The sequence below is a fragment of the Rhodococcus sp. G6(2025) genome (assembly GCF_058628105.1).
The window spans coordinates 7,511,019-7,534,274 of the sequence record NZ_CP179750.1 but is presented as its reverse complement, the minus strand read 5'-3'; the positions used below and the strand labels follow the sequence as shown (position 1 = coordinate 7,534,274).

The following is a 23,256-nucleotide window of genomic DNA, read 5'->3' as shown; positions in this document are numbered from 1 at the left end:
CCGCACAATCCGCGATCGATCATCGGAGAACGCCATGACACTCACCGCAGCGCGTGCGCAACTCGCCCTCGATCTGGCTCGGCGCCATGCCGCGACACTCGACGCCGCCGTCGCCGTCAGCGTTGCCGACGACGCCGGAAATCTGATGTGCTGCTCCCGGGCCGACGGCGTCGCCGCGGAACTGCTGGATTCCGCGACCCGCACTGCGCTCGGCACCGCCCGGCGAATGTCGGGAACGACTGACGGGCACGGGGTAGAGCCGGCGCCCGGCGTGACGGTCGACTGCGGGATGGTCCCCGCGTGGACACCTCACCCGGCCGACAAGCCCAGTGCGGTAGGCGTACTCGCGGTCGCGACCTCCGTCGGTGGTGCCGGGCCGCGCATCGTCGAGACCGTCATCGACGAGATCCACCGGTTCGACGAGCGACACCGCCGCAACATTTCGTGACGAGCCCATCCCGGCAGCGACCGGTGCCCGCTGGAAAAGTCGTCTGTGACTATCTCGTCGCCCGCAATGCCACATAGACTTGCCCGGTCGTGGCTTCGCGCAAGGCGTCAACTTCCTCGGACATCGGAACGTCGAGAGCTGAAGGATAGGGAATGCGATGATGAATTTTCGATCCGACACCCAGTGGAATTCGGTGAGCACCTGGGACGACGATCCGGTGGTCGCGTCGTGGAACGGTCTTCCGGTGTTGGAACAGAATGTCACGGCCGACGTGTGTGTCGTCGGCCTCGGCGGGTCGGGTCTCGCGGCGATCGGCGCCCTGGTCGAACGTGGGCTGCGGGTTGTCGGCGTCGACGCCGGGCGGGTCGCGGCCGGCGCGGCGGGGCGCAACGGCGGTTTCCTCCTGGGCGGCCCGGCGACGTTCCTCCACTCGTCCCTCTCGACCTGGGGGACGTCGTCGGTCGATCTCTATCGCGCAACCCTGCTCGAGTTGGACCGGCTTGCCGAGATGCTGGGTCCGGAGGTCATCGCACGGACGGGCTCCATTCGCCTCGCGGGATTGCCCGGCGAACCTGTCGACGACGCCGAGGCCGCCGATCGTGCGGCGGAACTCGCGGATTGCGCAGCACTGGCAACGGTGCTGCGTGAGCACGACATCGCTGTCGAAGAATACGACGGCGAGCTCGGGCGCGGCCTGTTTCTGCCCGACGACGCGGCCATGAACCCCTCCCGCCGAGCTCTGGGGCTGGCGTCACTCCTTCGGGGACGGGCCGGCCTGTACGAGCACTCGCCTGTCACCGCAGTGGAGAGTGGAAGGGTGACAACAGAACACGGTTCGGTCAGTGCGCCCGTCGTCATTGTCGCGGTGGACGGCAAACTCGAACAGCTCCTCCCGGATTTGCAGGGGCGGGTCCGGACGGCACGCCTGCAAATGCTGGGGACGGCGGCGGGGCTGCCCGAACGCCTGCCGTGCCCTGTGTACGGATGCTGGGGATACGACTACGCCCAGCAAGCGAAGGATGGGCGCCTGTTCGTCGGGGGCGGGCGAGACCGTTTCGTCGACACCGAGTGGACATTCGACACGTCACCCACTCCGGACGTCCAGGGCTACATCGAACGAGTAGCGGAACGTATGGCGGGCAAGCCCGTCGACGTCGTCCGGAGATGGGGTGCATCCGTCAGTTACACCACCGACGGCCGTCCCCTCTGCTCCGAGGTTCTTCCCGGCGTCATCGCCATCGGTGGGTACAACGGGACGGGAAACCTGGTGGGGCCCGTCGCTGCCCGTGCGGCTGTGGCACTGGCCCTGGACTCGACAGCACCACCGGTGTACTTCTCGACCTAGCCGGCGAGTCGAGGGACCACGGCCCTCGATCACGACGGCGCGGACGCCGGATCCCCGTTGTGTCAATCAGAGAATCGGTTGACGTCGAACAACTCCAAGGGGAATTCCGGGGTCGATCCGCAACTGAGATCGGCGGCGATCTCTCCGATCACCGGTGCAAATTTGAAACCGTGACCAGAGCACGCGGACACGACCGTCACGTTCCTGTAGGCGGGTGGATTTCCGATGATGAAGTGCCCGTCGGGTGTGTTCGTGTACATACACACCGCGGCCCGCACGGGGTGCGAACTCAATCCAGGCAGGTAATGACGAACGAGGTCCCGCAACGGGGCGGTGTCCTCGTCATGGACCACCCGATCCAGCTCGTCAGGGTCGGTCTCGCGCCCGCCGAGATGGAGTGCGATCTTGACCGTCTTGCCGTCCATGGTGGGGAAGCCGTACCACGTACCCTCCGGGCTGTCCCGCAGGAATACCGGGAACCGGTCGGGCCCGAACTGCGTGGGATCTTCGGCCGGGAACCATGCGAGGATCTTGCGCTCCACAGTCAAGGGGAGATGGGCGGCTGGGAGAAGGCCGGGAATCCAGGCGCCTGCCGCGACCACGACGTGGTCGGCTCGAATGACCTCGTGGTCGAGCCGCACGAGCACCGTGTTTCTGGGACCGTCCTCGATCCCCAGGACGCGGCTCTCGGGACGTACAGAGGCGCCCAGTTCGCTCGCACGGCGCGCTGCACCGGTGATCGCCAACTCCGGCCTGATCACGCCGGCATCCTTCTCCCAGATGGCCGTATCTCCCCCACGCAACCTCTGTGTAGGAAACCGGGTACCGAACTCGGCCGGGTCGAGAATCTCCTGGGTGAGGTCATGCACCCTGGCTGCTTCGAGGGAGCCACCCACAATCACGCCGCTCGAGGGGCCGATACTGAGGCCCCCGGTCATCGTCAAGACGGGTTCGCCGGTTTGCTCACCGAGTTCCCGCCATCCTCGGAGTGCGGCCCGGAGCATCGGGACATACGCGGGATCCTCATGGTATGCGGTTCTGAAGATGCGCGACTCGCCGTGCCCGGAGCCACGATCGTGCCCGGGAGTGAATTGCTCGAGACCGACTGCAGGAATACCTCGCTCCGACAGTCTCCACATGATTGCGGAGCCCATCGTGCCGGTACCTATCACGGCGACACCGGTCCTCGTCGTGGTCATCGACTGCGCACCAGCGTGTATTCACCAGCGGGGGAATTGTTCATGATCACAGCGGCCTCTCGAATGTGCAGTCGGTCTGCGGAGTCGGACCCAGACATGTTGCCATCCTGTCACTCCACACCGGTGTCGCCGAACGTCATGTGATCGAACACCGGAGCCGGAGGCGAAGCGCCCGCCGGGACAGATGTGACCCCAGTATTCGTCATGGTGACGGTCACGGCCCGGCGTGAGGAACAGTCGACCTTACGGTGAGGCATCGAGACTCTGATCCTGCGACTCTTGCCCGCTGGTCGGCGCCACAGGATGATCTAGGAATGGCCGAACAGATCGACGACTACTTCACCTCTGTCGTGTCGGGGCTGGTTCCCGGGGAGAGCCGCCCCGGCGTCGGTCCGGAGGATCCGGTCCAGCCGCCGTCCCCGTTGTCGGTGCAGGGCGCCCTGGACCTCTTCGACGCCCAGGTCGGCAGCAGGCATCTCGATCTGGCGGCCCGTTGGTTGCGGTCGCGGGGGAAGGGTTTCTACACGATCGGCTCGTCCGGGCACGAGGGCAACGCCGCAGTCGCGGCCGCGCTGCGACCTTCCGATCCCGCTCTGCTGCACTACCGTTCCGGTGCTTTCTTCCTGGCGCGGGCGCAGCAGGTGGACGGCAGTGATCCGCTGCGCGACGTCCTCCTCGGACTCGTGGCGGCGACGGAGGAACCGATCTCGGGTGGTAGGCACAAGGTGTTCGGCCGTCACGACCTCAATATCATTCCCCAAACCTCCACCATCGCTTCGCATCTCCCACGCGCTGTCGGTGTCGCCTTCTCCATCGCCCGGTCGGAGAAGGTGCATGTGCCCTCACCGTGGCCGGCCGACGCGGTCGCCGTCTGCAGCTTCGGGGATGCGTCGGCGAACCATTCCACCGCCGTCGGTGCCATCAATACCGCGGTGCACGCCGCCTACCAGGGGTTGCCGTTGCCACTGCTGCTGGTGTGCGAGGACAACGGGATCGGGATCAGCACCAGGACTCCGAAGGGGTGGATCGCCGCGAACTTCGGTGACCGGGCGGGCCTCGAGTACTTCGAGGCGGACGGCTCCGACCTGCCGGCGGCATACGCGACGGCGAGAGATGCCGCCGACTGGGTCCGCAGGCACCGGAAGCCCGCGTTTCTGCACCTGCGTACTGTCCGGTTGATGGGTCATGCCGGTTCCGATGTCGAGGCCGCGTACCGGGCATCTGCGGAGATCACCGCAGACTTCGACCGGGATCCGGTGCTGTGCACCGCGAAACTGCTGATCGAGCGCGGCCGCCTGAGCCCCACCGACATCCTCGACCGCTACGAGAACAAGCGCGCCGAGGTCCTCGAACTGGCCGAGCAGGTCGGCGAACTACCTCAACTGGACAGTCCCGCGGCGGTGATGAAGCCACTCACCGACAGTGCAGTCGAGGCCGCCGCGGCCGCGCCGGAACGCGTCGACCCGGACCGTCGCGCGCAGTTCGTCGGATCCCCGCTTCCCGAGGAGGAAGGTCCGCTCACTGTCGCTCTCGCGATCAACCGTGCCCTGCTCGACGTGCTGGCCCGGTACCCCGAGGCGCTGGTGTTCGGTGAGGACGTCGCCCGCAAGGGCGGGGTCTACGGGGTGACCCGCGGTCTGATGAAGAAGGCCGGGTCCGCGCGGGTGTTCGACACGCTCCTCGACGAGCAGGCGATCCTGGGACTCGCGCTGGGAGCGGGGGTGTCCGGATTGCTGCCGATCCCGGAGATCCAGTACCTGGCCTATCTGCACAATGCCGCCGACCAGATCCGCGGGGAGGGCGCGACGTTGCAGTTCTTCTCCGACCGCCAATACCGCAACCCGATGGTGGTGCGGGTTGCCGGGTACGGGTATCAGAAGGGGTTCGGCGGGCATTTCCACAACGACAACGCCGTCGCCGCACTGCGTGACATCCCCGGAATCGTGGTGGCGTCGCCGGCGCGCCCCGACGACGCCGCGGCCATGATGCACACGTGCGCCGCGGCCGCGCGCACCGCGGGCGCTTTGTGTGTGTATCTGGAACCCATTGCGCTGTATCACACCCGGGATCTGTACGAGAACGGTGACGAGCGGTGGCTGGCACCGTATCCGGATCCGGCGAAGCGGACCGAGAACCATGTGCCGATCGGCTCGGCCCGCACGTACGGTGACGGCACGGACCTGACGATCGTCACGTTCGGCAACGGGGTGCACATGAGCCTGCGCGTCGCGCGCCGTCTCGAACGGGCGCACATCGCCGCGCGCGTGGTGGACATGCGGTGGCTCGCACCGCTGCCCGTCCACGACATCGTCCGGGAGGCGAACGCCACCGGCCGGGTGCTGATCGTCGACGAGACCCGCAAGTCGGGGGGAGTGTCGGAAGGTGTGGTCGCGGCGTTGATCGACGACGGCTTCACCGGGCCGCTCGCACGCGTCACGAGCGACGACAGTTTCATCCCCCTCGGCGACGCCGCCCTCGAGGTCCTGCTCTCCGAGGAGACCATCGAGGCCGCGGCAGTCAAACTCGTGAGCCGGTAACATCCGCATCCCTCGCGCTTCGCTATGACGGCAACGTCAACCGGTATCCCCTCCGCCATTGCCAAGCAGTTGTCCGGTCGGGCATGTTCGAACTGCATCTCTCCACACCGGCGGACAGGAACAATTCATGAGTGGCGATCAGCGACCCCACATCGTGGTGATGGGGGTGACCGGCTGCGGGAAGACAACAGTCGCGCAGCAACTTTCCGCACTGACCGGCCACCGGTTCCTCGACGCCGACGATCTGCATCCGCCGTCGAACGTCGAGAAGATCGCCGGTATCCCGCTGACCGACGACGACAGGGCACCGTGGCTCGCAGTCGTCCGCGACCGCCTGCAGGAGCTGTCCGATCAGCAGCGCCGTGGCGTGGTGGCGTGCTCGGCGTTACGGCGGAGCTATCGCGACATCCTCCGCGACGTCTCCGACCCGGTGTTGTTCGTCCACCTCACGGGAGCGCGGGAGGTCATCCACGGCCGGATGCACGCGCGGAGCGGGCACTTCATGCCGCCTGCCCTGCTCGATTCCCAGTTCGCGCTCCTCGAGCCGCTCGACGCCGACGAGTTCGGCGTGGTCCTGGACGTCGATCCGGCGCCGGATGCGATCGCACGGGCCGCCGTCGAATATCTGCACGAAGAACGAAAGGTTGTCACACAGTGAGTTCGCACGGGAGTTTCGATGTGACGGGCAAGATCGCTCTCGTCACGGGATCGAGCCGGGGAATCGGCTTCGCACTCGCCAACGGACTCGCCGAGGCGGGCGCGGAGGTCGTGCTCAACGGCCGCGACGCCGACGCCCTCGCACGCAGCCGCGACGAGATCGTCCGCGCCACCGGTGCGACAGTCCACACCTGCGCGTTCGACGTCACCGCTCCCGAGGAGGTCACCGCCGCTGCGCAGCGGGTCGAGAACGAGATCGGTCCCGTCGAGATCGTCGTGAACAACACCGGCGTCCAGCACCGCAGCCCACTGCTCGAGTTCGGTGACGACGACTTCCGTCGCGTGCTCGACACCAACCTGAGCAGCGCGTTCTTCGTCGGCCGCGAGTTCGCGCGGGCGATGGTCCGTCGCGGGCACGGGAAGATCGTCAACATCTGTTCCGTCCAGAGTGAACTCGGCCGGGCGGGTATCGCCCCGTACGCCGCGAGCAAGGGCGGGCTGAAGATGCTCACACGCGGAATGTGCGCCGACTGGGCACCACTGGGACTGCAGGCCAACGCCATCGCACCCGGGTACTTCGACACCCAGCTCACCGAGGCGCTCGTGAACGATGCCGACTTCAGTGCGTGGCTGACCACACGCACGCCCGCCGGGCGGTGGGGCCGCCCCGAGGAACTCGTGGGCGCACTGCTCTTTCTCTCGTCGCCGGCGTCGGACTTCGTCAACGGCCAGATCCTGTACGTCGACGGCGGCCTCACCGCCGTAGTGTGATCCCCACCCGACCGACTCGAAAGACCACGATGCCGAACACCGCAACGCCTCGTATCCACCTCGGACCGCACCCGGACGCCGCCCTGATGCGCGGGATCGAGCGGGGCGGAGGCGTACTCGCCCCGCTCGACGACGCCGAAGCCGTGGTGTGGGCGCAGGGCCCCGACACGTTCCCGGCGCAGTTGCCGGACTCGGTGCGCTGGGTACAACTCCCCTCGGCGGGTGTGGAACCGTGGATCTCCGCGGGGATCGTCGACACCGAGCGGACCTGGACGTCCGCGGCCGGCGCCTACGCCGGCAACGTCGCGGAACACGGAGTTCTGCTGCTCCTGGCCGGTGTCCGTGCCCTCACCGAGCAGGTGCGCGCGACCTCCTGGCGCAAGGCCGAATTCGACCCGCAGGTGGGCACGCTGCGCGGGGCGACGGTCGCCATCGTCGGGTGCGGCGGCATCGGTCGCGCGATGATCCCGCTGCTCGACGCGTTCGGGGCGCGAGTGCTCGCCGTGACTCGTTCGGGAACCCCGGTCCCGGGTGCAGTCGAGACGCTGTCGTCCGATCGGACGCCGGAAATCTGGTCCAGAGCAGACCATTTCGTCATCGCCGCACCGGCGACGGCGGCGACCGCGCACATCGTCGACAAGGACGCACTCGCGCAGATGAAATCGACGGCGTGGATCGTCAACGTCGCACGCGGCTCCCTCATCGACACCGCGGGGCTCGTCGACGCGCTGAAATCCGGATCGATCGGCGGGGCCGCCCTCGACGTCACCGATCCCGAACCACTTCCCGACGGACATCCGCTCTGGACCCTGCCGAATGCCATCATCACGCCGCACGTCGCGAATCCGGCGACGGGGCTGACGCGGCTGCTTGCCGATCACGTCGCGTCCAACGTCGAACGTTTCGCTGCCGGAGCGCCTTTGATGGCACCGATCGACGCGAGCCGGGGTTACTGAATGCCTCGGTCGGCTTCCGAACTGGTCCGGATGTAGTTGGCGACGACACTGCGCAACACCTCGCGCACGGCCTCGGCAGGTCCCGAGAGCGGCTGATTGGCGGGTGTTCCGAGGGAGACCTGGACTTCGATGGTCGGTTCGATGCGGCGGAGTTCCAGGTTCTCCACGTTCATGATGCGGCGGGCCACGGAGAACGGTAATACCGTGGCGCCCAAACCATTTCGTACCGCCTGCGCCATCAGGGTCACCGATTCCACCTCCCCGACCACCCGTGCGTGCTCGAAGGCGTGTTCGTAGGCCTGCTCCACCACCTTGCGGATGGTGTGCATCGGGCCCGGCAGCAGCAGCGGCAGGTCGACGAGATCCTTGATGGCGACGGCCGTCCCGGTGTCACCGGGCAGACCGGTGCCTGCCGGCGCGACGACCATCAGCTCCTCGGTGAGGAGACGCTCGAAGTTGACGCCCTTGATCGGCCCGGCGTCGTAGAGCAGCGCCATGTCCATGCGGCCGGTCATCATGGCCTCGCTCAGCACGCCGCCGAAGTTCTCGTTGATGTGCAGAAGGATGCTCGGGTACCGCGACCGCACCGCGGTGAGCAGCGGCAACGCGATGGAACTCACCGTGCTGTACGGCGCGAGCCCCACGGAGACGCCGCCCGCCAGTTCTCGGCCGACGACGCTCACCTCGGCTTGAGCACTCTCCACCTGCCGCAGGATCACCTGCGCGTGCCGGTACAGCGCGCGCCCCGCATCGGTGGGTTCCACGCCCTGCTTGCTGCGGATCAGCAGCTGCTGACCGAAGTGGGTCTCCAGCGCCGTCATCTGCTGGCTCAGTGCCGGCTGGGCGATGTGCAGAATGTCGGCCGCCCGCGTGATGCTTCCGGCGTCGACGATGCGGACGAATGAGAACAAGCGTCGGGTATCCACGAGCGATCTGCCTTTCTGACGATGCGGCGACGCAAGCACGCCGCGGTTTCGACAAGGTTGCCGGGCGGAAACACCGCCGTAGCCAAATGCGAGGCCCTGTTCTTCCGGTTTTGCATCGCCGCTGTTCAAACACCATAGACGTTCGTTATCGCCTCACGTAAAACAGGTATTAACCGCCCGAACCGGATCCTGCGTAGCGTCCGTTTACATCGAAAGTTCACAGGAACTGCACCAGCGGTTCCACTGCAGGTCCCCATGGGAGGCACCGTGACTGTCAAGATCGATCTCGTCGCCGACCTCGGCGAGAGCTTCGGCGCATGGACGATGGGCGACGACGACGCGCTGCTCGACGTGCTGACGTCCGCCAACGTCGCGTGCGGATTCCATGCCGGTGACCCCAGGACCATGGACGCCACGGTCCGAGGATGCGTCGCCCGCGGAATCGGCATCGGCGCGCACCCCAGCTTTCCCGACCTGGCAGGGTTCGGCCGGCGCGCGATGGACCTCACCGCAGACGAGGTCCGCACGGACGTTCTGTACCAACTCGGCGCGCTGCACGCCTTCGCGACCTCGCACGGCACGACGCTCTCGCACATCGCACCGCACGGTCGGTTGGGAAACCTCGTCGCCACGCGCGCGGACTACGCACGTGCCGTCGTCGACGCGGTGGAAGCGTTCGACCCGCGGCTGATCGTGCTCGCCCAGGACGGTGAACTCGCCGACCACGCCCGTGAACGGGGGATTCGCGTCGCGATCGTCGCCATCGTGGACCGCGCGTACCGCTCGGACGGCACCCTGGTGCCGCGGTCCGAGCCCGGCGCCGTGATTCATGACCAGGACACTCTGGTGGCGCGCACGGTGCAGATGGTGACCGAGGGTGTCGTCGAGGCCGTCGACGGCACCCGCGTCCCGATCGAGGCCGACACGGTGCTGCTGCACGGTGACGGCGCCGACGCCGTACGCAACGCGCGAGCGATCCGGGAGGCGCTCCTGAGGGCGGGCGTCGTCATCGCCCCGGTGACCGAGGTCCTCGCAGACAAGGAAGAGAAGGAGTCCGCGTCGTGTCCGGCGTGACGTGCATCCGGCCGCACCGGGAGTTCGTCCTCTCGGATTGCGGAGACTCCGCGGTACGTCTGACGTCGCTGTCCGCGGATGCCGAGGAGCGCTGGCATGTGGTCCACACGGTCGCCGCCGCACTCGACGCACGCGGCGACGAGGTCGCGGTCACCGGCATCATCCCCACGTACGACGCATTGCTGGTCGAATTCGATTGTGGTGCAACCACCCACGACGCCATCCGTGCACACGTCGAACGGCTGATCGAGCTCCCCGCGGATGCCGCGGCGCGCGGCCCGCGGCAGTTCGAGATCCCCGTCGTCTACGGGGGAGAATTCGGCCCCGACCTCGACGGCGTGGCAGCACACCTCGCACTCTCACCAGCCGAGGTGATCCGACTGCACTGCGAAGGCCCACTGACCATGCGCTGCTTCGGTTCCCCGGGCGGCGCCCCGATGCTGGACGGTCCCGCGTTCCCGCGGCCCGTCCGACGCCGCACGATTCCGCGGCCACACGTACCGGCAGGCGCGGTCGCTGTCGCGGGCAGGCAGGCCGTCGTCTCCGCGCGTCCCGCGCCGGGAGGCTGGCCGGTGATCGGTCGAACCCCGCTGACCATCGTCGATCCGGCGACCGACCCACTGTCCGACTTCCGGCCCGGCGACACGTTCCTCTTCGTTCCGATCACCGCCGCCGAGTGGTCGACGTACGAGGGGGTCCGTCATGGCTGAATCGATCACCGTCACGACACCCGGGCTGACCTCGATCCAGGACCTCGGCCGGCTCCGAGCGTCGCGGTTCGGCCAGATGACCGGCGGCGCCTCGGACCAGTACAGCGCCGACGTGGCGAACGCACTGGTCGGGAGCCCGCGTACGGCACCCCTGCTCGAGTTGGTTGCCATGGACTTCGGCGCCGTCGCGAGCATCGACCTGCTCGTCGCGGTGACCGGAGCGCCGGCGGAGGTGCAGGTCGGGGGTGTCGCCCGCCCGCAGTGGGAGCCGTTCGTGTGGACCGCGGGCGAAGAACTCACCGTCCGCGGAATCCGCGACGGGCTCAGGGTCTACCTCGCCGTGCACGGAACGATCGACGCGCCCTATCTGCTCGGTAGTTGCGCCCCCGACTCGGTTCTCGGTTTCGGCCGGCAACTGACGGTCGGCGAGTCCGTCGCCATCGACGTCGACGGACCGCCGATCGACCACCCGCACTTCCGGATGCCGCTGTTCCGGCTCGGCGCCCGGCCCGCGGCCTTCGCCGGATGCTGGACCATCGACGTGACGGATGGTCCCGACGTCCACGAATTCGGCTCGACCTCCGCCCGATTGTTCGACACCCCGTTCGTCATCGGCGACAACTCGAACCACATCGGTCTCCGCCTCACGCCGACCGATCCGGGCAGCCCCGTCCCCAAGCGGGACCGGTCGACGGAGGTGCTCTCCCGCGGAGTGCCGATCGGTGCGGTCGAGGTTCCGGCCGGCGACGAGATCCTCGTTCTGCATCGTGGGCGAGGGGTGACCGCCGGATACCCGGTGCTCGCGGTCGTGACTGCCACCGCTCTGTCCCAGCTCGGCCAGGCACGCCCCGGCCAGGAGGTCCGGTTCAGGAAGGTGACCGTCCCCGACGCGGTGGACGCGTACCGCACGCAACGACGCTCGATCGATCTCCTCCGCTCCCGCGTGGCGAACGCGTTCGCCAGTCTTCGGATCCCCCTTCACACAGAAACGACATCCGCCCAGCACAGCTCGGTACCCCAGATGGAGTCAGCATGACCAACGCGATCTCACCCGACACGGCCGGGCACACGTCCGAACACGAGGTGCAACCCCGCCAGCTCCGCAAAGTCGTTCTCGCAGGCTGCGTGGGCATCTTCGTCGAGCTCTACGACAACGGCATCTTCGCCTTCATGGCGACCGCCCTGGCCATCGTCTTCTTCGACGTCTCCAAGTCGAGTGACGCGCTGATGCTCGTCTTCGCCGGCTACGCGATCTCGTTCTTCGTCCGACCTCTCGGCGCGGTCGTCTGCGGCATCCTGGGCGACCGGATCGGCAGGCAGAAGATGCTCGTCTTCGTCATCATGCTGATCAGCGTCGCCACCGCGGGGATCGGCATTCTCCCGACCTACGCCGCGATCGGCGTCGCCGCACCCGCATTGTTGATCCTCCTGCGCATTCTGCAGGGCTTCTCCGTGGGCGGTGAGGCGGCGGGCGCCATGACGTTCCTCGCCGAGCACTCGCCGGAGGGCAAGCGCGGACTGATCACCAGCTACGCACAGATCGCGTCCTTCCTGGCCCTGCTCACGGGCACGCTCGTGGCGTTCGCGATGTCACCGTGGCTCAACGAGGCCGCCATCAACGGCGGCGGACCGGCCAGCTGGGCGTGGCGTGTGCCGTTCCTCGTCGCGATCCCGATGGGCATCATCGGCTGGTACATCCGCCGGGCCATCAGCGACACCCCGAACTTCGAGAAGCTCAAGGCGGAAGGCGGACTGTCCCGCAACCCACTGAAGGAAGCGTTCGCGACCCCCGAGCACCGCAAGGCGATGCTGCTCGCGCTGTTCATCCCGCTGATGAACGGCTCCGGCTACTACGTGCTCTTCTCCTACATGCCGACGTTCCTGAAGGGCGACAACATCGGCTTCTCGACCGGCACCGCCCTGCTCGTGACCGCGGCGAGTCTCGTGGCGATCTGCATCGCCATCCCGTTCATGGGTGCTCTCTCCGACCGTGTCGGCCGCAAGAAGGTCATCGCCGGCGCGGCGATCGCGATGGCCATCGGCGCCATCCCCTGTTACGCCCTGATCGCGACCGGCAACTTCGTGCTCGCAGTGGTGGGCGCATGCATCATGGCGGTGATCTTCGCCGGTCACACCGCCGTCATCCACATCCTCATCGTGGAGCTCTTCCCCACCCGGGTGCGGTACTCGGCGTACGGGCTGGGCTACAACATCTCCTCCGCGGTCTTCGGCGGCACGGCGCCCCTGCTCATGACCTGGCTGATTCCTCAGTTCGGAATCTACGTTCCCGCGGTCTATGCCGTCGTCACCGCGGTGGGCACCCTCATCGCTGTCAGCACCATCACCGACCGGGCGCACGTGCCACTCCGCGACACGCTCTGACGGATCCAGACTCGGCCCGGTGGTCTCCTGACCACTCGAAGACCACCGGGCTGTACCAACTTTCACCACCAGAAAGGCAAGGGAGCGTTATGCCATTCAACGACTACCGGACGGCACTGGTCACCGGTGCCAACACCGGAATGGGTGCCGCGGTCACCGAGATCCTGACCAAGCGCGGACTGACCGTCTACGGTGTGGCCCGCAACAAGGAACGGCTCGACGAGGTCGCGGACAAGACGGGAATGATCCCGCTCGCCGTCGACATCACGGACATCGACGCACTGAGCGCCGCCGTCGAGGGGCTCGAGATCGACGTGCTGATCAACAACGCGGGAGTGTCGGCCACCGGCAACATCCTGGACGCCTCCGCGGATTCGGTCGACGCCATGGTGGACGTCAATCTCCGTGCGGTGCTGCACCTGTGCCGGCTGCTGATGCCGGGAATGGTCGAGCGGGACCTCGGCCACATCGTCAACATCAGCTCCATCGCCGGCCTGTACAACTTCTACGGCCACACCGCCTACCACGCCACGAAGGCTGCGGTGCACCAGATCTCGCGACAGCTGCGCAACGACACCATCGGCAAGCGCATCCGCGTGACGGAGATCTGCCCGGGCAGAGTCGAAACCGAGATCTTCGGACGCAACCTGGGCGGGTCGCCGGAGGCGATGAAGGAGGCGTGGGAGACGTACTACGAAGGCTTCGAATCCATCACGACCAAGGACATCGCCGACACCATCGAGTTCGCGATCGACGCCCCGGGTCACGTCAATCTCGGCCTGATCGAAATCATGCCCACATTCCAGGTACCGGGTGGACTCGACTTCATCCGGCGCAACGATCGAGACCCGAGGTGAACACCGCACAGCGAGAGTCCGGCACCCCGCTCCCGGCCGAAACCCTCGGGGTGGTGGCGCACGCCGCGGGAGACCTGCGCATCGAATCGGTGCCGCTGCGCCGGCCCGAACCGTCCGAGACCGTCGTCGAGATCGCCTACGGCGGGATCTGCGGATCCGACCTGCACTACTGGACGCACGGGGCGGCGGGTGAGTCGATTCTGAAGGCACCGATGCTGCTGGGCCACGAAGTGGTGGGAACGGTGGTGCAGGCCGCGGCGGACGGCAGCGGCCCCGCAGCGCGTGAACGAGTCGCCGTGCACCCCGCCACCCCCGGCGGTCGCGGCGCCAGGTTCCCCGCCGATCGCCCGAACCTCTCACCGGGATGCACGTACCTCGGCAGTGCGGCGCAATTCCCCCACACCGAAGGGGCATTCGCGAAGTACGCAGCTCTGCCCTCGCGCATGCTGCGGCCGCTGCCGCCGGACCTTCCACTGCGCACCGCTGCCGTCGCAGAACCCGCCGCCGTCGCGTGGCATGCCGTGGCCCGCGCCTGCGACGTGTCGGGGAAGAGCGCACTCGTCGTGGGATGCGGACCCATCGGCGCCCTCGTGGTGGCGGTCCTGCGCCGGGCCGGTGCGCGCGAGATCACCGCAGTCGACGTGCACGAGTATCCCCTCACTGTTGCACGGGCGCTCGGCGCCGACCGGACCCTCGACGCCACCGACTCCGAGAGCATCGCGGCCGTCGACGCCGATGTCGTCGTCGAATGCTCCGGTAACCGCTTCGGGCTCGAATCGGCCATTCGCGGCGCGACGCGCGGCGGCCGAGTCGTCATGCTCGGACTGCTCCCCACCGGTCTTCAGCCCGCGCCGCTCTCGCTCGTCATCACGCGGGAACTCGAACTCGTCGGATCCTTCCGATTCAACGACGAGATCGATTCGGTGCTCGCCGCTCTGGCGGACGGCAGCCTGAACGTCGAACCGGTGATCAGTCACGAGTTCGGCATCGAGGCCGGCCTCGAGGCGTTCGCCGTCGCGAAGGACGCGTCCGCCTCCGCGAAGGTGTTGCTGGCGTTCTGATTCCAGCCATTCCGAACGGCTATCGCCCGACAAGTAATCGGTCTTGTACAGCCGTGATGTGCCCCCGATAACCTGGGTGTGAAGGTACCGCCCGAGTTCCCGGCTTCTTTCGTTCCCACGCCCTCTACCAGGAGGAACAATGTCCACCTTCGTCCCTGCAGCGCGAGTCGACCAGATGCGTGAGTCACCGAGTGTGGCAGCTGCGCAACGGGTTCGCGAGCTCCGGGCGTCGGGGCGGGAGATCCTCGACCTGACGGTCGGAGAACCCGATTTCGACACACCGGACCACATCAAGGCGGCAGCCGTCGCGGCGATGAAATCCGGTCTCACCAAGTACACCCCCGTCAACGGTATCTCCGCACTGCGGGACGCGATCGCGAAGCGGATGCTCGCCCGGACCGGGGTCGAGTTCGCGGACAACGAGATCACCGTCGGCGGAGGTGCCAAGCAGGTCATCTTCCTGGCGCTGATGGCGACGGTGGAGGAGGGCACCGAGGTGATCGTGCCCGCGCCGTACTGGGTGTCGTACCCCGACATGGTGACCGTCCACGGCGGAACACCCGTCGTCGTCGACTGCCCGGAATCCGACCGGTTCCTGCTCACCGCCGAGAAGCTCGCCGCCGCCATCACTCCCGCGACGAAATGGGTGATCCTCAACGCACCGTCGAATCCGACCGGTGCGGTGTACAGCGAGCAGGAACTGGCGGAACTGGCAGCGGTACTCGACCAGAACCCGCACGTGAACGTCCTCTGTGACGAGATCTACGACGAGATCGTCTTCACCGACTCACCCGTTCCGAACCTGTTGTCGGCCGCGCCGCACCTCCGCGATCGGATCCTGGTGACCAACGGTGTGTCGAAGGCCTACGCGATGACCGGCTGGCGTCTGGGGTACGGCGTCGGGAACAAGGGCCTGATCGCAGCGATCAACAAGCTGCAGTCGCAGAGTTCCTCCTGCCCGTCGTCGATCAGTCAGGCCGCCGCGGCCGAGGCGCTCACCGGCGATCAGAGTTTCGTCACCACGTCCGTTGCGAGCTATCGCGCGCGGCGGGACGTCATCCTCGAATTGTTCTCCCGTATCGAGGGTTTGGAACCTGTGCTGCCGCAGGGCGCGTTCTATCTGTTCGTCGGATGCGCGGGCCTCGTGGGCAAGCGGACTCCCGACGGCACGCTGCTCGAGAACGATCAGGACGTGGTGCTCTTCCTCCTCGACCACGCGTCGGTGGCCACCATCCAGGGCTCCGCGTACGGCGCCCAGGCGTATTTCCGCGTCTCGTTCGCCACGTCCGAGGACATTCTGCGGAACGCGGCCGCCGCGGTCGAGAAGGCCGTCGCGTCGCTCAGCTGATCCCACCCGCTCTTACCCGACCAACGGAGACATCATGGTTCACGTCACTACCAAGATCGACCGCGCCGACAAGGCCGCGATCGACCGACTGGGCGCCTTCTCGGCCGCCACCATCCACGAAGCCCAGGGGCGCAAGGGTGCACTGGATTCGGGGATCAAGCCCATCGACCGCGACATGTCGTTCTGCGGAACGGCCTTCACGGTCGTCTGCCATCCGCGCGACAACATCATGCTCCAGGTCGCCATCAGCTACGCGCAACCCGGCGACGTGCTCGTCGTGTCCTCCGGCGACCAGCCCGCAGGACAGTTCGGCGACGTGCTGGCCAATGCGTGCGTGGCCCGGGGCATCAGGGCACTGGTCACGGACGGCGGAGTGCGGGACAGCCGGGAGATCCGCGAACTCGGGTTTCCCGTCTTCTCCAAGCACGTGTGCATCGAGGGAACGGTGAAGGAATCCCTCGGTCCCGTCAACCGGCCGTTGGTGTTCGGCGGCCAGATCATCTATCCCGGCGACGTGATCAAGGGTGACTGCGACGGAGTGGTCGTGGTCCGCCGCGACGAGGTCCAGTTCGCCATCGACGCCTCCCGTGAGCGCGACGCCGCCGAAGCCGCCTACATCGAGCGCTACAAGAAGGGTGAAACCCCGATCCAGGTCAGCAATCTCGCCCAGGTGCTCGAGGCGAAGGGTCTCACCGTCGACCAGTGAGCCGGCCATTCCCTGCCGCGGCGGTCCATCGTAGTTCCTCATGGCCGCGCCGGCGCCACCATCCGCGGGGTCGTGCTCGTCGCACTCGATGCGATGCGGCACAGCCACGGAGGAGGGCTTCCGCGTGGTGGCGGCGTCCGACACCAGCGGAGGATGCAACCGGGCGGGCGGGCTCGACATTCCGAAACTCGAGGCGTGGGTCGCGGCGGGTGGAACCCTCCCGACATACTCGGCCGGGGCCACGCGACGTGGATGCGTCAGGCGTTTACAGACGCGACGGTCGACGACAGCGGGCATGCGCGGTGGCTGCACTGGGACACGTCGCCCGGGTTACAGGTGTGATCGCGCATCCCTTCGATGAAGCGGGTGGCGCGGGTCAGTCCGGGTAGCGACCGGAAATGCAGCGGCCACGTCCGCGGTTCAAAGCTGGGCCAGCATGGGGAACAGAGCGATCGCGGAGACGGTGATCCCCGCGACGCCGGCAACGACGCCCAGTAGGGCACGCAAAGATGCCGCCTCGTCGTCCGCGACTGTGGACCGCGAAGTAGCGACGGCACCGCAGACCACCGCGCCCACTCCCAGAAGGAAGCCGAGTCCGACCACCCAGAACGACGCAACGGACAGCGCCGCCAAGGTGATCGACACGGCGGGCAACCGCGAACCACGCTGCTTACGTTTCTCGTTGCCGTCGACGGAGGAGCACATGCTGTGGTCGGCAAGCGGCCTGCGGGGGATGGCGGCGGTCATGATCCTCCTTCTAACGGTTGACGATTCGAGTCGCCGGACACATGTCGGCTGCACAGGGCTGGAAGCGTCTTCGGGACTGACTGTTCGGTCCGAGAACGTAGTCAGTGTTGTCGAGGCCGCTTCGGCGAGTCGATGGTCGCGACTCGGTCGAGGGTCTTCAGCTTGTGACGTAGACCCACTAAAATTTAGCACTCACGTCAGGTGAGTGCTAGTTCTTTTTGCTAAGCAATTTCGCCTCTCGCGCCCCTGATCGACCCGGCGAACCTGACCCCGACGACGAGGGCAAGCCACGACGCCGGGACCGCAGCGACCAGCACGGCGCCGGGTAGGACGCCGAGGATCGCCGCCGCGGTCAGCATCTGGTATCGGCGCCAGTCCACGTCGCGGCGCACGACACCGAAGATCAGCGCGGCCGAACAGATGCTGCAGATGTTGACCAGCAGCACCCCCGCTGCGGGGCGGAGGAGCAGCGTGAGCAGCGGGGCGGACACGAGCGCGAGACCGGTACCGCTCAGGCGTTGGAGGACGGCGCCGATCATCACCGCTGCGGCGACCGCCGCCCCGAGCAGGAGCACGGTATCGATCAACTGGTGCGTTCTCCGACGCCGATCTCCATCAGGTCCTCGCCGACGATCAGGTCGCCGGAGAAGCCGGCGGCCGCGGCCTGCCACCGTTCGGTCGGGTTGTTTCCCGGCGCGAGATGCGAGAGGACCAGTGTTTTCACCCCCGCCTCCTCGGCGACCGGGCCGACCTGCTCGATCGTGGTGTGCGAGTGCAGGAGGTGTTCGATGAACCCCTCCTCTTCCGGGCTGTACGGCGGTTCGCCGTAGAGGGCTTTGACCCAGTCGGCGTCGATCACCTCGTGGACGAGGACGTCGGCACCGGTGGCCAGGGTAATCAGGTTGGGGTTGGGTGCGGTGTCGCCGGAGACGACGATGGATCCGTCGGCGGTGTCGAAGCGGAACGCGAAGGCCGGGTAGACGGCGCCGTGATCGACCAGGGTTGCGGTCACCTTGACGCGGGTGTCCTCCATGACCAGGAACGGGTCCATCACCGGGAACTGGTTGTCATTGGCTCGGGCCGCGACGGCGGAGGGAATCGGGATGTCGTGGGTGCGAATGAGCTTGTCGAGACCGGGTTTACCGGAGTCACGGAGCCGGTCGTTGATGTCGGTGGCGAATGCCTGGGTGAGGTAGTTGGTCATGTCCACCGTGCCCGGTGTCGGGTTCTCGGGGTTGACCACCGGGACGTCGGTGGTGCCGGAGATCGGGGGCAGCGCACCCCGGTCACCGGGCCCGTAGACCTCGACCGGCGCCGACCCGGGAAGTCCCTGGTACCAGCCGGAGAGCACGATGTTGAAGTAGTCCATGGTGTGGTCGGAGTGCAGGTGCGTGAGGAAGACGCTGCGCAGGCCTTCGTAGCCGTGGAAGTCGCCCTCCTTGCCGAGGTTGGCCAGCCGAAGTTGGTGTGCGACGCCCATTCCGCAGTCGACCAGGTAGATCGCGCCGTCCACGACGACGGCGGTGGCGATGCCGTGGCGGGTCTGGTCGCCGCTGTTGTGGGGGGCGATCCAGGTCATCGGGCCACCGGCGGTGCCGAGCAGGGCCAGGCGGGTGCGGTGCGCGCGTGCGTTGTCGACGTAAGCAAAGCTTCCGGTGCTCGCCGCGGAGGTGGTGGTGTCGGCGGCGGAGCAACCGGCCAACGCGGTCGCGGTCCCGAGTGCCATGACACCGGTGAGCAGTCCGCGGCGGGAGAGCGAATGTTGGTGAGCCTCATGGATGAGGTTGCACATCGAAGGGTCCTTCGCTGAAATTCGGCACGGCAGGCATCGGCAGGGTGTGTGTGAGGCAGCGTTGCCGGAGCGGTCCGTGGGGAGTGGGTGTCGACGCGGCGCGGTCGCTGGCGGCGCAGGTGCGCCGATCGCGTGGGGGATTCAGGAAGCGAGCGGTGCGGACCGGGCGGTGGTGGGGTTCTTCGTTCCGGCGCGTTCGCGTTCGGTCATTCCGCCCCATACCCCGTGCGGTTCGGGGGTGTTCAGGGCATGGGCGAGGCAGTGCGGTCGCACCGGGCAATCGCCGCAGATCTTCTTGGCCGCGTTCTCGCGGCGGATCCGTGGTCCGGCGGTTTCGCCGTCGGGGGCGAAGAAGGTGGCCGACCCGGTGGTGCGGCATCGGGCGTGGAGTTGCCAGTCCCAGAATTCGGTGACGGCGATGAGCTTGGCCTGCTGCCGCGAGAGCAGAGTCGACGGCACGGTGATTCTCCTTGGGCCCCGGTGACGGTCCGCCTCCGGGCAAAAGGGGGATCGGCGAACGTGGTTGTCCGTGGCCGGGCGGCGGGGTGGGTGCGCCACGCTCCCCACCCTCACCGGCCGGTGACGGTCAGCGAATTCCTATGCGGGGATGGGGGTTCCCCGGTGGGTTTCGCTGAGCTCGGCCGGGCGCGCGGACTGTCCGGAGCCCGGATCCTTGTGGAAGACACCGTTCTTCATGATGCCGACGATCTTGGACTGGTCCTGCAGGATGGTGATGTCCTCGAGCGGGTCACCGTCGATCAGGATCATGTCCGCGTAGAACCCGGCCTTGACCTGACCGAGGTCGTCGGGCATCCGCATGATCTGCCCGCCGAGGGCGGTGGCGGCGAGCAGGGTGTCCTTCGGGGAGAACTCGAGCAGTTCGACGAAGTGCTGCAGGTCGCGGGCATAGGTGCCGTGCGGGGTCCACGCGAAGCCGTAGTCGCCGCCGGGCAGCACCCGGATGCCGCGTTCCTTCATCTTCTTCAGCGCCTCGATCGCGCAGTCGAGTTCGTGCTGGTATCCGGCAGCTTCGGCGGCCTCGGGGGGATACCCGAACGCCTCGGCGTCGTGCAGGGTGGCGACCAGCCAGTTCAGCCCGGGTGCGACGAAGATGCGGTCCTTCTGCTCTTCGAGCATGTCCAGACCTTCCTCGTCGGTGAAGGAGGCGTGGTAGATGATGTCGACGCCGTTGCGCAGCGACATCTTCACGCTCTCCCCGGACCTGGCGTGTGAGCACACCCGCAGTCCGCGGCGGTGCGCCTCGGTGACCGCGGCCGCGGTTTCCTCGTCCGAGAAGTAGTTGTCCTCGGCGTGCTGGTTGCCGGTGATCTCCTCGCCGGACATGCTCAGCTTCACCAGGTCCGCACCCAGGTCGACGTTCCGCCGGACGGCCTTGCGCATCTCCTCGGGACCGTCGGCGAAGGCGGTGATGCCCTTGACCAGGGCGCCGCCGGTGACCGCGATTTCCTGACAGTTCGCCAGGTAGCGGGGGCCGGGGATCTGGCCGGCGTTGATGGCGTTGCGGATGACCACATCCAGTCGCGGCTTGGCGGCCGCGGCACCGACGCACATGGTGTAGCCGGAATCGATGTAGGTCTGCGCCGAGCGGGCACACAGCAGGGTGTGCTCTTCGACGCCCATCGTCCCGAGGCCGGGCAAGTCGGCGGAGTTGACCCAGGAGAAGTGGGTGTGAGCATCACACAGACCCGACATCAGGAACTTGCCCTGGCCGTCGATGACCCTCGCGCCTTCGCGAGGCAGATCTCCGGTGCCCTTGCGGACCTCGGCAATGCGTTCGCCTTCGACCAGCACTTCACCCTCGTACGGGTCGGAGCCGGTGGAGTCGAAGATCCGAACGTTGGTGAAAAGGATGGACTGATCGGGGGTGTTGGCTGACGTCATTGTCGCCACTCCTTTCGTGGGAGAAGCTCAGGGCTTGGTCAGGAATTCCTGGAGCCGGTTGGTGACAGCACTGGGATCTTCGAGGGAGTGCCAGTGGCCCACCCCGTCGAGCACGTGCTTCTGGGCGTTGGGGTAGATCGAGAGCAGTTCGTCGTTGACCGCGACCGGGCTGACCTTGTCCTCGTCGCCGGTGAGCAGCAGAATCGGGACGTCGATGGAGGCGAAGTCGGGTTCGACGGCGGCGGCGAGGGCCTCGCAGGCGCTTGCGTAGCCCTCGGGGTTCTGGCCGAGCAGCAGTTCGCGGACCAGGGCGACCGACGACGGGCGGGTGCTGTGCGTTTCCTGCGACAGCGCCGCTGCGACGATGGTGTCGGCGACGGCGGACATGCCGCCTTCGCGGACGGTGCGGGCGCGGGCGCGGGTGGCGGTCTTGGCTGCCTCCGGCTGAGCGCGGACCGCGCCGAGGAGCGCGACCTTGCTGACACGCTGCGGGTACTTGGCGGCGAACGTGTTCGCGACCAGGGTGCCCATCGAGTGCGCGACCAAAGCGGTCTGCTCGATCCCCTCCGCGTCGAGCAACTCGCGCAACTCCTCGACCCAGTTGTCGATGCTCGCCGGCCCGGCGAACGGGGAGCGGCCGTGACCGGACAGGTCGTAGCGCAGCACGGTGTGGGTTTCGGCGAGCGTCGCGACCTGCGGCTCGTACACGGTGGTCGCACCGCCGAGGCCGTGGATCAGCACGACCGCCGGTCCGCTGCCGGTCTTCTCGACGAACAGCTCGCTGGTCCCGACCGGGATGAGGTGGTCCACCGGGGCCGGAATACCGATGCTGTTGCGCAGCTCGCCCAGGCCGGGTGCGGAGACGATCACCTCGTCGCCCTCGACCAGGTACTTCGGCGGGTCGAAGCCGATACCGACACCGACCGGGGTGCCGGTGGCGATCACGTCACCGGGCTCGAGGGTGATGCCGGCCGAGAGGGATTCGATGATGGTGGGCACATCGAAGATGAGCTGGGCGGTGTTGGTGTCCTGCCGCAACTCACCGTTGACCCGGGTCTGCAGCTGCAGGTCGTTGATGTCGATCTCGTCCGCGGTGACGGCCCAGGGGCCGAGCGGGCAGAACGTGTCGAGGGACTTGCCGATGAACCACTGCTTGTGGTCGCGCTGCAGGTCGCGGGCGGTGACGTCGTTGATGAGGGTGTAGCCCCACACGTAGTCCATCGCGTCGTCGCGGCTGACCTTGGAGGCGCGCTTGCCGATGATGATACCGATCTCGCCCTCGTAGTCCAGGGCCGAGGTGATGTCGGTGTGCGGGTCGACCGGATCGCCGGACGCGATGACCGTGGCGGCGGGCTTGGTGAAGACCACCGGGTACTGGGGCACGTGCTGGCCGTCCGCGGAGCCGGTCGCGTCGAACCCGCTCTTGGCGAACTCGGCGGCGTGCTCGGAGTAGTTCCGGCCGACGCAGAACACGTTGCGGTGCGGGGTGATGGGGGCGAGCAGCTTTCCGCCCTCGGCGGGGGTGCTGGTGCTCAGCCGGCCGAGTGCGGCCCGGCCGCCGGCGATGATCTCCTGCAGCTCGCGCACTGCGGCACCGGTGTCACCGAACTGCACGGGCAGTGCAGCTCCGTTCGCGTCCACAGCGCAGACGACCGCGCCGTTCTTACCTTGAATCCGCGCGAAGCGCATGAGACCTCCTGTAAAACCAATGTGAACCAAACCGGGTTGCGGTTCGTATTGGTTACGATAGGTCGAGTGCAGTGTGATCGTCAACACTTGATTTTTCGCAGTGTCGGCGGAGAAGCTGTTGACCATGCCCCTATAATTGGTTCGAATTG

Annotated in this window: 22 protein-coding genes; 14 read left to right on the top strand and 8 right to left on the bottom strand. The window is 67.2% G+C overall.

All coding sequences use genetic code 11. The features are described from left to right. The first annotated feature begins 34 nt into the window (after positions 1 to 34). Both ACLIVD_RS34920 and ACLIVD_RS34915 read left to right on the top strand, forming a co-directional pair. A complete protein-coding gene (locus ACLIVD_RS34920) occupies positions 35 to 448 on the top strand; it encodes a heme-binding protein (protein ID WP_491931557.1) in 414 nt (137 codons plus the stop codon). A gap of 157 nt (positions 449 to 605) precedes the next feature. Further along, on the top strand, positions 606 to 1,793 hold the full coding sequence (locus tag ACLIVD_RS34915; protein WP_491931556.1) for an NAD(P)/FAD-dependent oxidoreductase: 1,188 nt from the start codon (positions 606 to 608) through the stop codon (positions 1,791 to 1,793). Positions 1,794 to 1,855: 62 nt separating this feature from the next. Here the strand turns inward: ACLIVD_RS34915 and solA are convergent, their stop codons facing one another. Continuing rightward, complete coding sequence (gene solA / locus ACLIVD_RS34910; protein ID WP_283351025.1) at positions 1,856 to 2,992, bottom strand: N-methyl-L-tryptophan oxidase; 1,137 nt, start codon at positions 2,990 to 2,992, stop codon at positions 1,856 to 1,858. Positions 2,993 to 3,306: 314 nt separating this feature from the next. Here solA and ACLIVD_RS34905 point away from each other — a divergent pair, with 314 nt between their 5' ends. The 4 genes from ACLIVD_RS34905 to ACLIVD_RS34890 all read left to right on the top strand — a co-directional run bounded on the left by ACLIVD_RS34905 (position 3,307) and on the right by ACLIVD_RS34890 (position 7,913). After that, on the top strand, positions 3,307 to 5,529 hold the full coding sequence (locus ACLIVD_RS34905) for a thiamine pyrophosphate-dependent enzyme (protein ID WP_491931555.1): 2,223 nt from the start codon (positions 3,307 to 3,309) through the stop codon (positions 5,527 to 5,529). A gap of 127 nt (positions 5,530 to 5,656) precedes the next feature. Continuing rightward, positions 5,657 to 6,187 carry a gluconokinase gene (locus tag ACLIVD_RS34900; protein ID WP_491931554.1) on the top strand — a complete coding sequence of 177 codons (531 nt, stop codon included), beginning with the start codon at positions 5,657 to 5,659 and terminating at the stop codon, positions 6,185 to 6,187. Next, on the top strand, positions 6,184 to 6,957 hold the full coding sequence (locus tag ACLIVD_RS34895; RefSeq protein ID WP_283333140.1) for an SDR family oxidoreductase: 774 nt from the start codon (positions 6,184 to 6,186) through the stop codon (positions 6,955 to 6,957). Before ACLIVD_RS34900 ends, ACLIVD_RS34895 begins: the two co-directional genes overlap by 4 nt. Before the next feature lie 29 nt (positions 6,958 to 6,986). Continuing rightward, positions 6,987 to 7,913, top strand: a complete 927-nt coding sequence (locus tag ACLIVD_RS34890) for a D-isomer specific 2-hydroxyacid dehydrogenase family protein (RefSeq protein ID WP_491931553.1) — start codon at positions 6,987 to 6,989, stop codon at positions 7,911 to 7,913. Here ACLIVD_RS34890 and nac read toward each other — a convergent pair. After that, positions 7,907 to 8,824, bottom strand: coding sequence for a nitrogen assimilation transcriptional regulator NAC (nac, locus tag ACLIVD_RS34885; RefSeq protein WP_005254585.1), 918 nt, complete (start codon positions 8,822 to 8,824; stop codon positions 7,907 to 7,909). The genes ACLIVD_RS34890 and nac overlap by 7 nt on opposite strands. A gap of 270 nt (positions 8,825 to 9,094) precedes the next feature. Here nac and ACLIVD_RS34880 point away from each other — a divergent pair, with 270 nt between their 5' ends. The 8 genes from ACLIVD_RS34880 to ACLIVD_RS34845 all read left to right on the top strand — a co-directional run bounded on the left by ACLIVD_RS34880 (position 9,095) and on the right by ACLIVD_RS34845 (position 16,977). Further along, positions 9,095 to 9,913, top strand: coding sequence for a LamB/YcsF family protein (locus tag ACLIVD_RS34880; protein ID WP_491931552.1), 819 nt, complete (start codon positions 9,095 to 9,097; stop codon positions 9,911 to 9,913). Then, positions 9,901 to 10,623, top strand: a complete 723-nt coding sequence (locus tag ACLIVD_RS34875; protein ID WP_491931551.1) for a 5-oxoprolinase subunit B family protein — start codon at positions 9,901 to 9,903, stop codon at positions 10,621 to 10,623. Before ACLIVD_RS34880 ends, ACLIVD_RS34875 begins: the two co-directional genes overlap by 13 nt. Continuing rightward, positions 10,616 to 11,659 carry a 5-oxoprolinase subunit C family protein gene (locus tag ACLIVD_RS34870; protein WP_491931550.1) on the top strand — a complete coding sequence of 348 codons (1,044 nt, stop codon included), beginning with the start codon at positions 10,616 to 10,618 and terminating at the stop codon, positions 11,657 to 11,659. Before ACLIVD_RS34875 ends, ACLIVD_RS34870 begins: the two co-directional genes overlap by 8 nt. Then, a complete protein-coding gene (locus tag ACLIVD_RS34865) occupies positions 11,656 to 13,005 on the top strand; it encodes an MFS transporter (RefSeq protein ID WP_005250039.1) in 1,350 nt (449 codons plus the stop codon). Before ACLIVD_RS34870 ends, ACLIVD_RS34865 begins: the two co-directional genes overlap by 4 nt. Positions 13,006 to 13,094: 89 nt before the next feature. Continuing rightward, complete coding sequence (locus ACLIVD_RS34860; protein ID WP_005567627.1) at positions 13,095 to 13,862, top strand: SDR family oxidoreductase; 768 nt, start codon at positions 13,095 to 13,097, stop codon at positions 13,860 to 13,862. Next, positions 13,859 to 14,923: a zinc-binding dehydrogenase gene (locus ACLIVD_RS34855; protein WP_491931549.1), complete on the top strand. Its 1,065-nt coding sequence runs from the start codon at positions 13,859 to 13,861 to the stop codon at positions 14,921 to 14,923. Before ACLIVD_RS34860 ends, ACLIVD_RS34855 begins: the two co-directional genes overlap by 4 nt. A gap of 139 nt (positions 14,924 to 15,062) precedes the next feature. Continuing rightward, complete coding sequence (locus ACLIVD_RS34850) at positions 15,063 to 16,271, top strand: aspartate transaminase (protein ID WP_491931548.1); 1,209 nt, start codon at positions 15,063 to 15,065, stop codon at positions 16,269 to 16,271. Positions 16,272 to 16,305: 34 nt separating this feature from the next. Beyond that, on the top strand, positions 16,306 to 16,977 hold the full coding sequence (locus ACLIVD_RS34845; RefSeq protein ID WP_491931547.1) for a 4-carboxy-4-hydroxy-2-oxoadipate aldolase/oxaloacetate decarboxylase: 672 nt from the start codon (positions 16,306 to 16,308) through the stop codon (positions 16,975 to 16,977). A 420-nt stretch (positions 16,978 to 17,397) separates the two neighbouring features. On the opposite strand, the gene ACLIVD_RS34840 is transcribed toward ACLIVD_RS34845, so the two are convergent. From ACLIVD_RS34840 to ACLIVD_RS34815, 6 genes are all read right to left on the bottom strand, one after another. After that, positions 17,398 to 17,724, bottom strand: a complete 327-nt coding sequence (locus ACLIVD_RS34840; protein WP_280779528.1) for a hypothetical protein — start codon at positions 17,722 to 17,724, stop codon at positions 17,398 to 17,400. A 221-nt stretch (positions 17,725 to 17,945) separates the two neighbouring features. Beyond that, on the bottom strand, positions 17,946 to 18,311 hold the full coding sequence (locus ACLIVD_RS34835) for a TSUP family transporter (protein WP_491931546.1): 366 nt from the start codon (positions 18,309 to 18,311) through the stop codon (positions 17,946 to 17,948). After that, entirely contained in the window at positions 18,308 to 19,516 is a 1,209-nt protein-coding gene (locus ACLIVD_RS34830) for an MBL fold metallo-hydrolase (protein ID WP_491931545.1), read from the bottom strand. The genes ACLIVD_RS34835 and ACLIVD_RS34830 overlap by 4 nt, the downstream gene beginning before the upstream one ends. A gap of 141 nt (positions 19,517 to 19,657) precedes the next feature. Continuing rightward, positions 19,658 to 19,975 (bottom strand): WhiB family transcriptional regulator, encoded by a 318-nt coding sequence (locus ACLIVD_RS34825; protein WP_491931544.1) that lies wholly within the window; start codon positions 19,973 to 19,975, stop codon positions 19,658 to 19,660. Positions 19,976 to 20,113: 138 nt separating this feature from the next. Next, positions 20,114 to 21,418 carry a metal-dependent hydrolase family protein gene (locus ACLIVD_RS34820; RefSeq protein WP_491931543.1) on the bottom strand — a complete coding sequence of 435 codons (1,305 nt, stop codon included), beginning with the start codon at positions 21,416 to 21,418 and terminating at the stop codon, positions 20,114 to 20,116. A gap of 27 nt (positions 21,419 to 21,445) precedes the next feature. Further along, positions 21,446 to 23,107, bottom strand: a complete 1,662-nt coding sequence (locus ACLIVD_RS34815; RefSeq protein WP_491931542.1) for a bifunctional fumarylacetoacetate hydrolase/alpha/beta hydrolase family protein — start codon at positions 23,105 to 23,107, stop codon at positions 21,446 to 21,448. Positions 23,108 to 23,256: the final 149 nt, after the last annotated feature.

Excerpts from the sequence above, each read along its gene's own strand:
- ACLIVD_RS34920 (WP_491931557.1), top strand. The coding sequence starts at position 35 with ATGACACTCACCGCAGCGCGTGCGCAACTCGCCCTCGATCTGGCTCGG.
- ACLIVD_RS34915 (WP_491931556.1), top strand. The coding sequence starts at position 606 with ATGATGAATTTTCGATCCGACACCCAGTGGAATTCGGTGAGCACCTGG.
- solA (WP_283351025.1), bottom strand. The coding sequence starts at position 2,992 with ATGACCACGACGAGGACCGGTGTCGCCGTGATAGGTACCGGCACGATG.
- ACLIVD_RS34905 (WP_491931555.1), top strand. The coding sequence starts at position 3,307 with ATGGCCGAACAGATCGACGACTACTTCACCTCTGTCGTGTCGGGGCTG.
- ACLIVD_RS34900 (WP_491931554.1), top strand. The coding sequence starts at position 5,657 with ATGAGTGGCGATCAGCGACCCCACATCGTGGTGATGGGGGTGACCGGC.
- ACLIVD_RS34890 (WP_491931553.1), top strand. The coding sequence starts at position 6,987 with ATGCCGAACACCGCAACGCCTCGTATCCACCTCGGACCGCACCCGGAC.
- ACLIVD_RS34880 (WP_491931552.1), top strand. The coding sequence starts at position 9,095 with ATGGGAGGCACCGTGACTGTCAAGATCGATCTCGTCGCCGACCTCGGC.
- ACLIVD_RS34870 (WP_491931550.1), top strand. The coding sequence starts at position 10,616 with ATGGCTGAATCGATCACCGTCACGACACCCGGGCTGACCTCGATCCAG.
- ACLIVD_RS34865 (WP_005250039.1), top strand. The coding sequence starts at position 11,656 with ATGACCAACGCGATCTCACCCGACACGGCCGGGCACACGTCCGAACAC.
- ACLIVD_RS34860 (WP_005567627.1), top strand. The coding sequence starts at position 13,095 with ATGCCATTCAACGACTACCGGACGGCACTGGTCACCGGTGCCAACACC.
- ACLIVD_RS34850 (WP_491931548.1), top strand. The coding sequence starts at position 15,063 with ATGTCCACCTTCGTCCCTGCAGCGCGAGTCGACCAGATGCGTGAGTCA.
- ACLIVD_RS34845 (WP_491931547.1), top strand. The coding sequence starts at position 16,306 with ATGGTTCACGTCACTACCAAGATCGACCGCGCCGACAAGGCCGCGATC.
- ACLIVD_RS34840 (WP_280779528.1), bottom strand. The coding sequence starts at position 17,724 with ATGACCGCCGCCATCCCCCGCAGGCCGCTTGCCGACCACAGCATGTGC.
- ACLIVD_RS34830 (WP_491931545.1), bottom strand. The coding sequence starts at position 19,516 with ATGTGCAACCTCATCCATGAGGCTCACCAACATTCGCTCTCCCGCCGC.
- ACLIVD_RS34820 (WP_491931543.1), bottom strand. The coding sequence starts at position 21,418 with ATGACGTCAGCCAACACCCCCGATCAGTCCATCCTTTTCACCAACGTT.
- ACLIVD_RS34815 (WP_491931542.1), bottom strand. The coding sequence starts at position 23,107 with ATGCGCTTCGCGCGGATTCAAGGTAAGAACGGCGCGGTCGTCTGCGCT.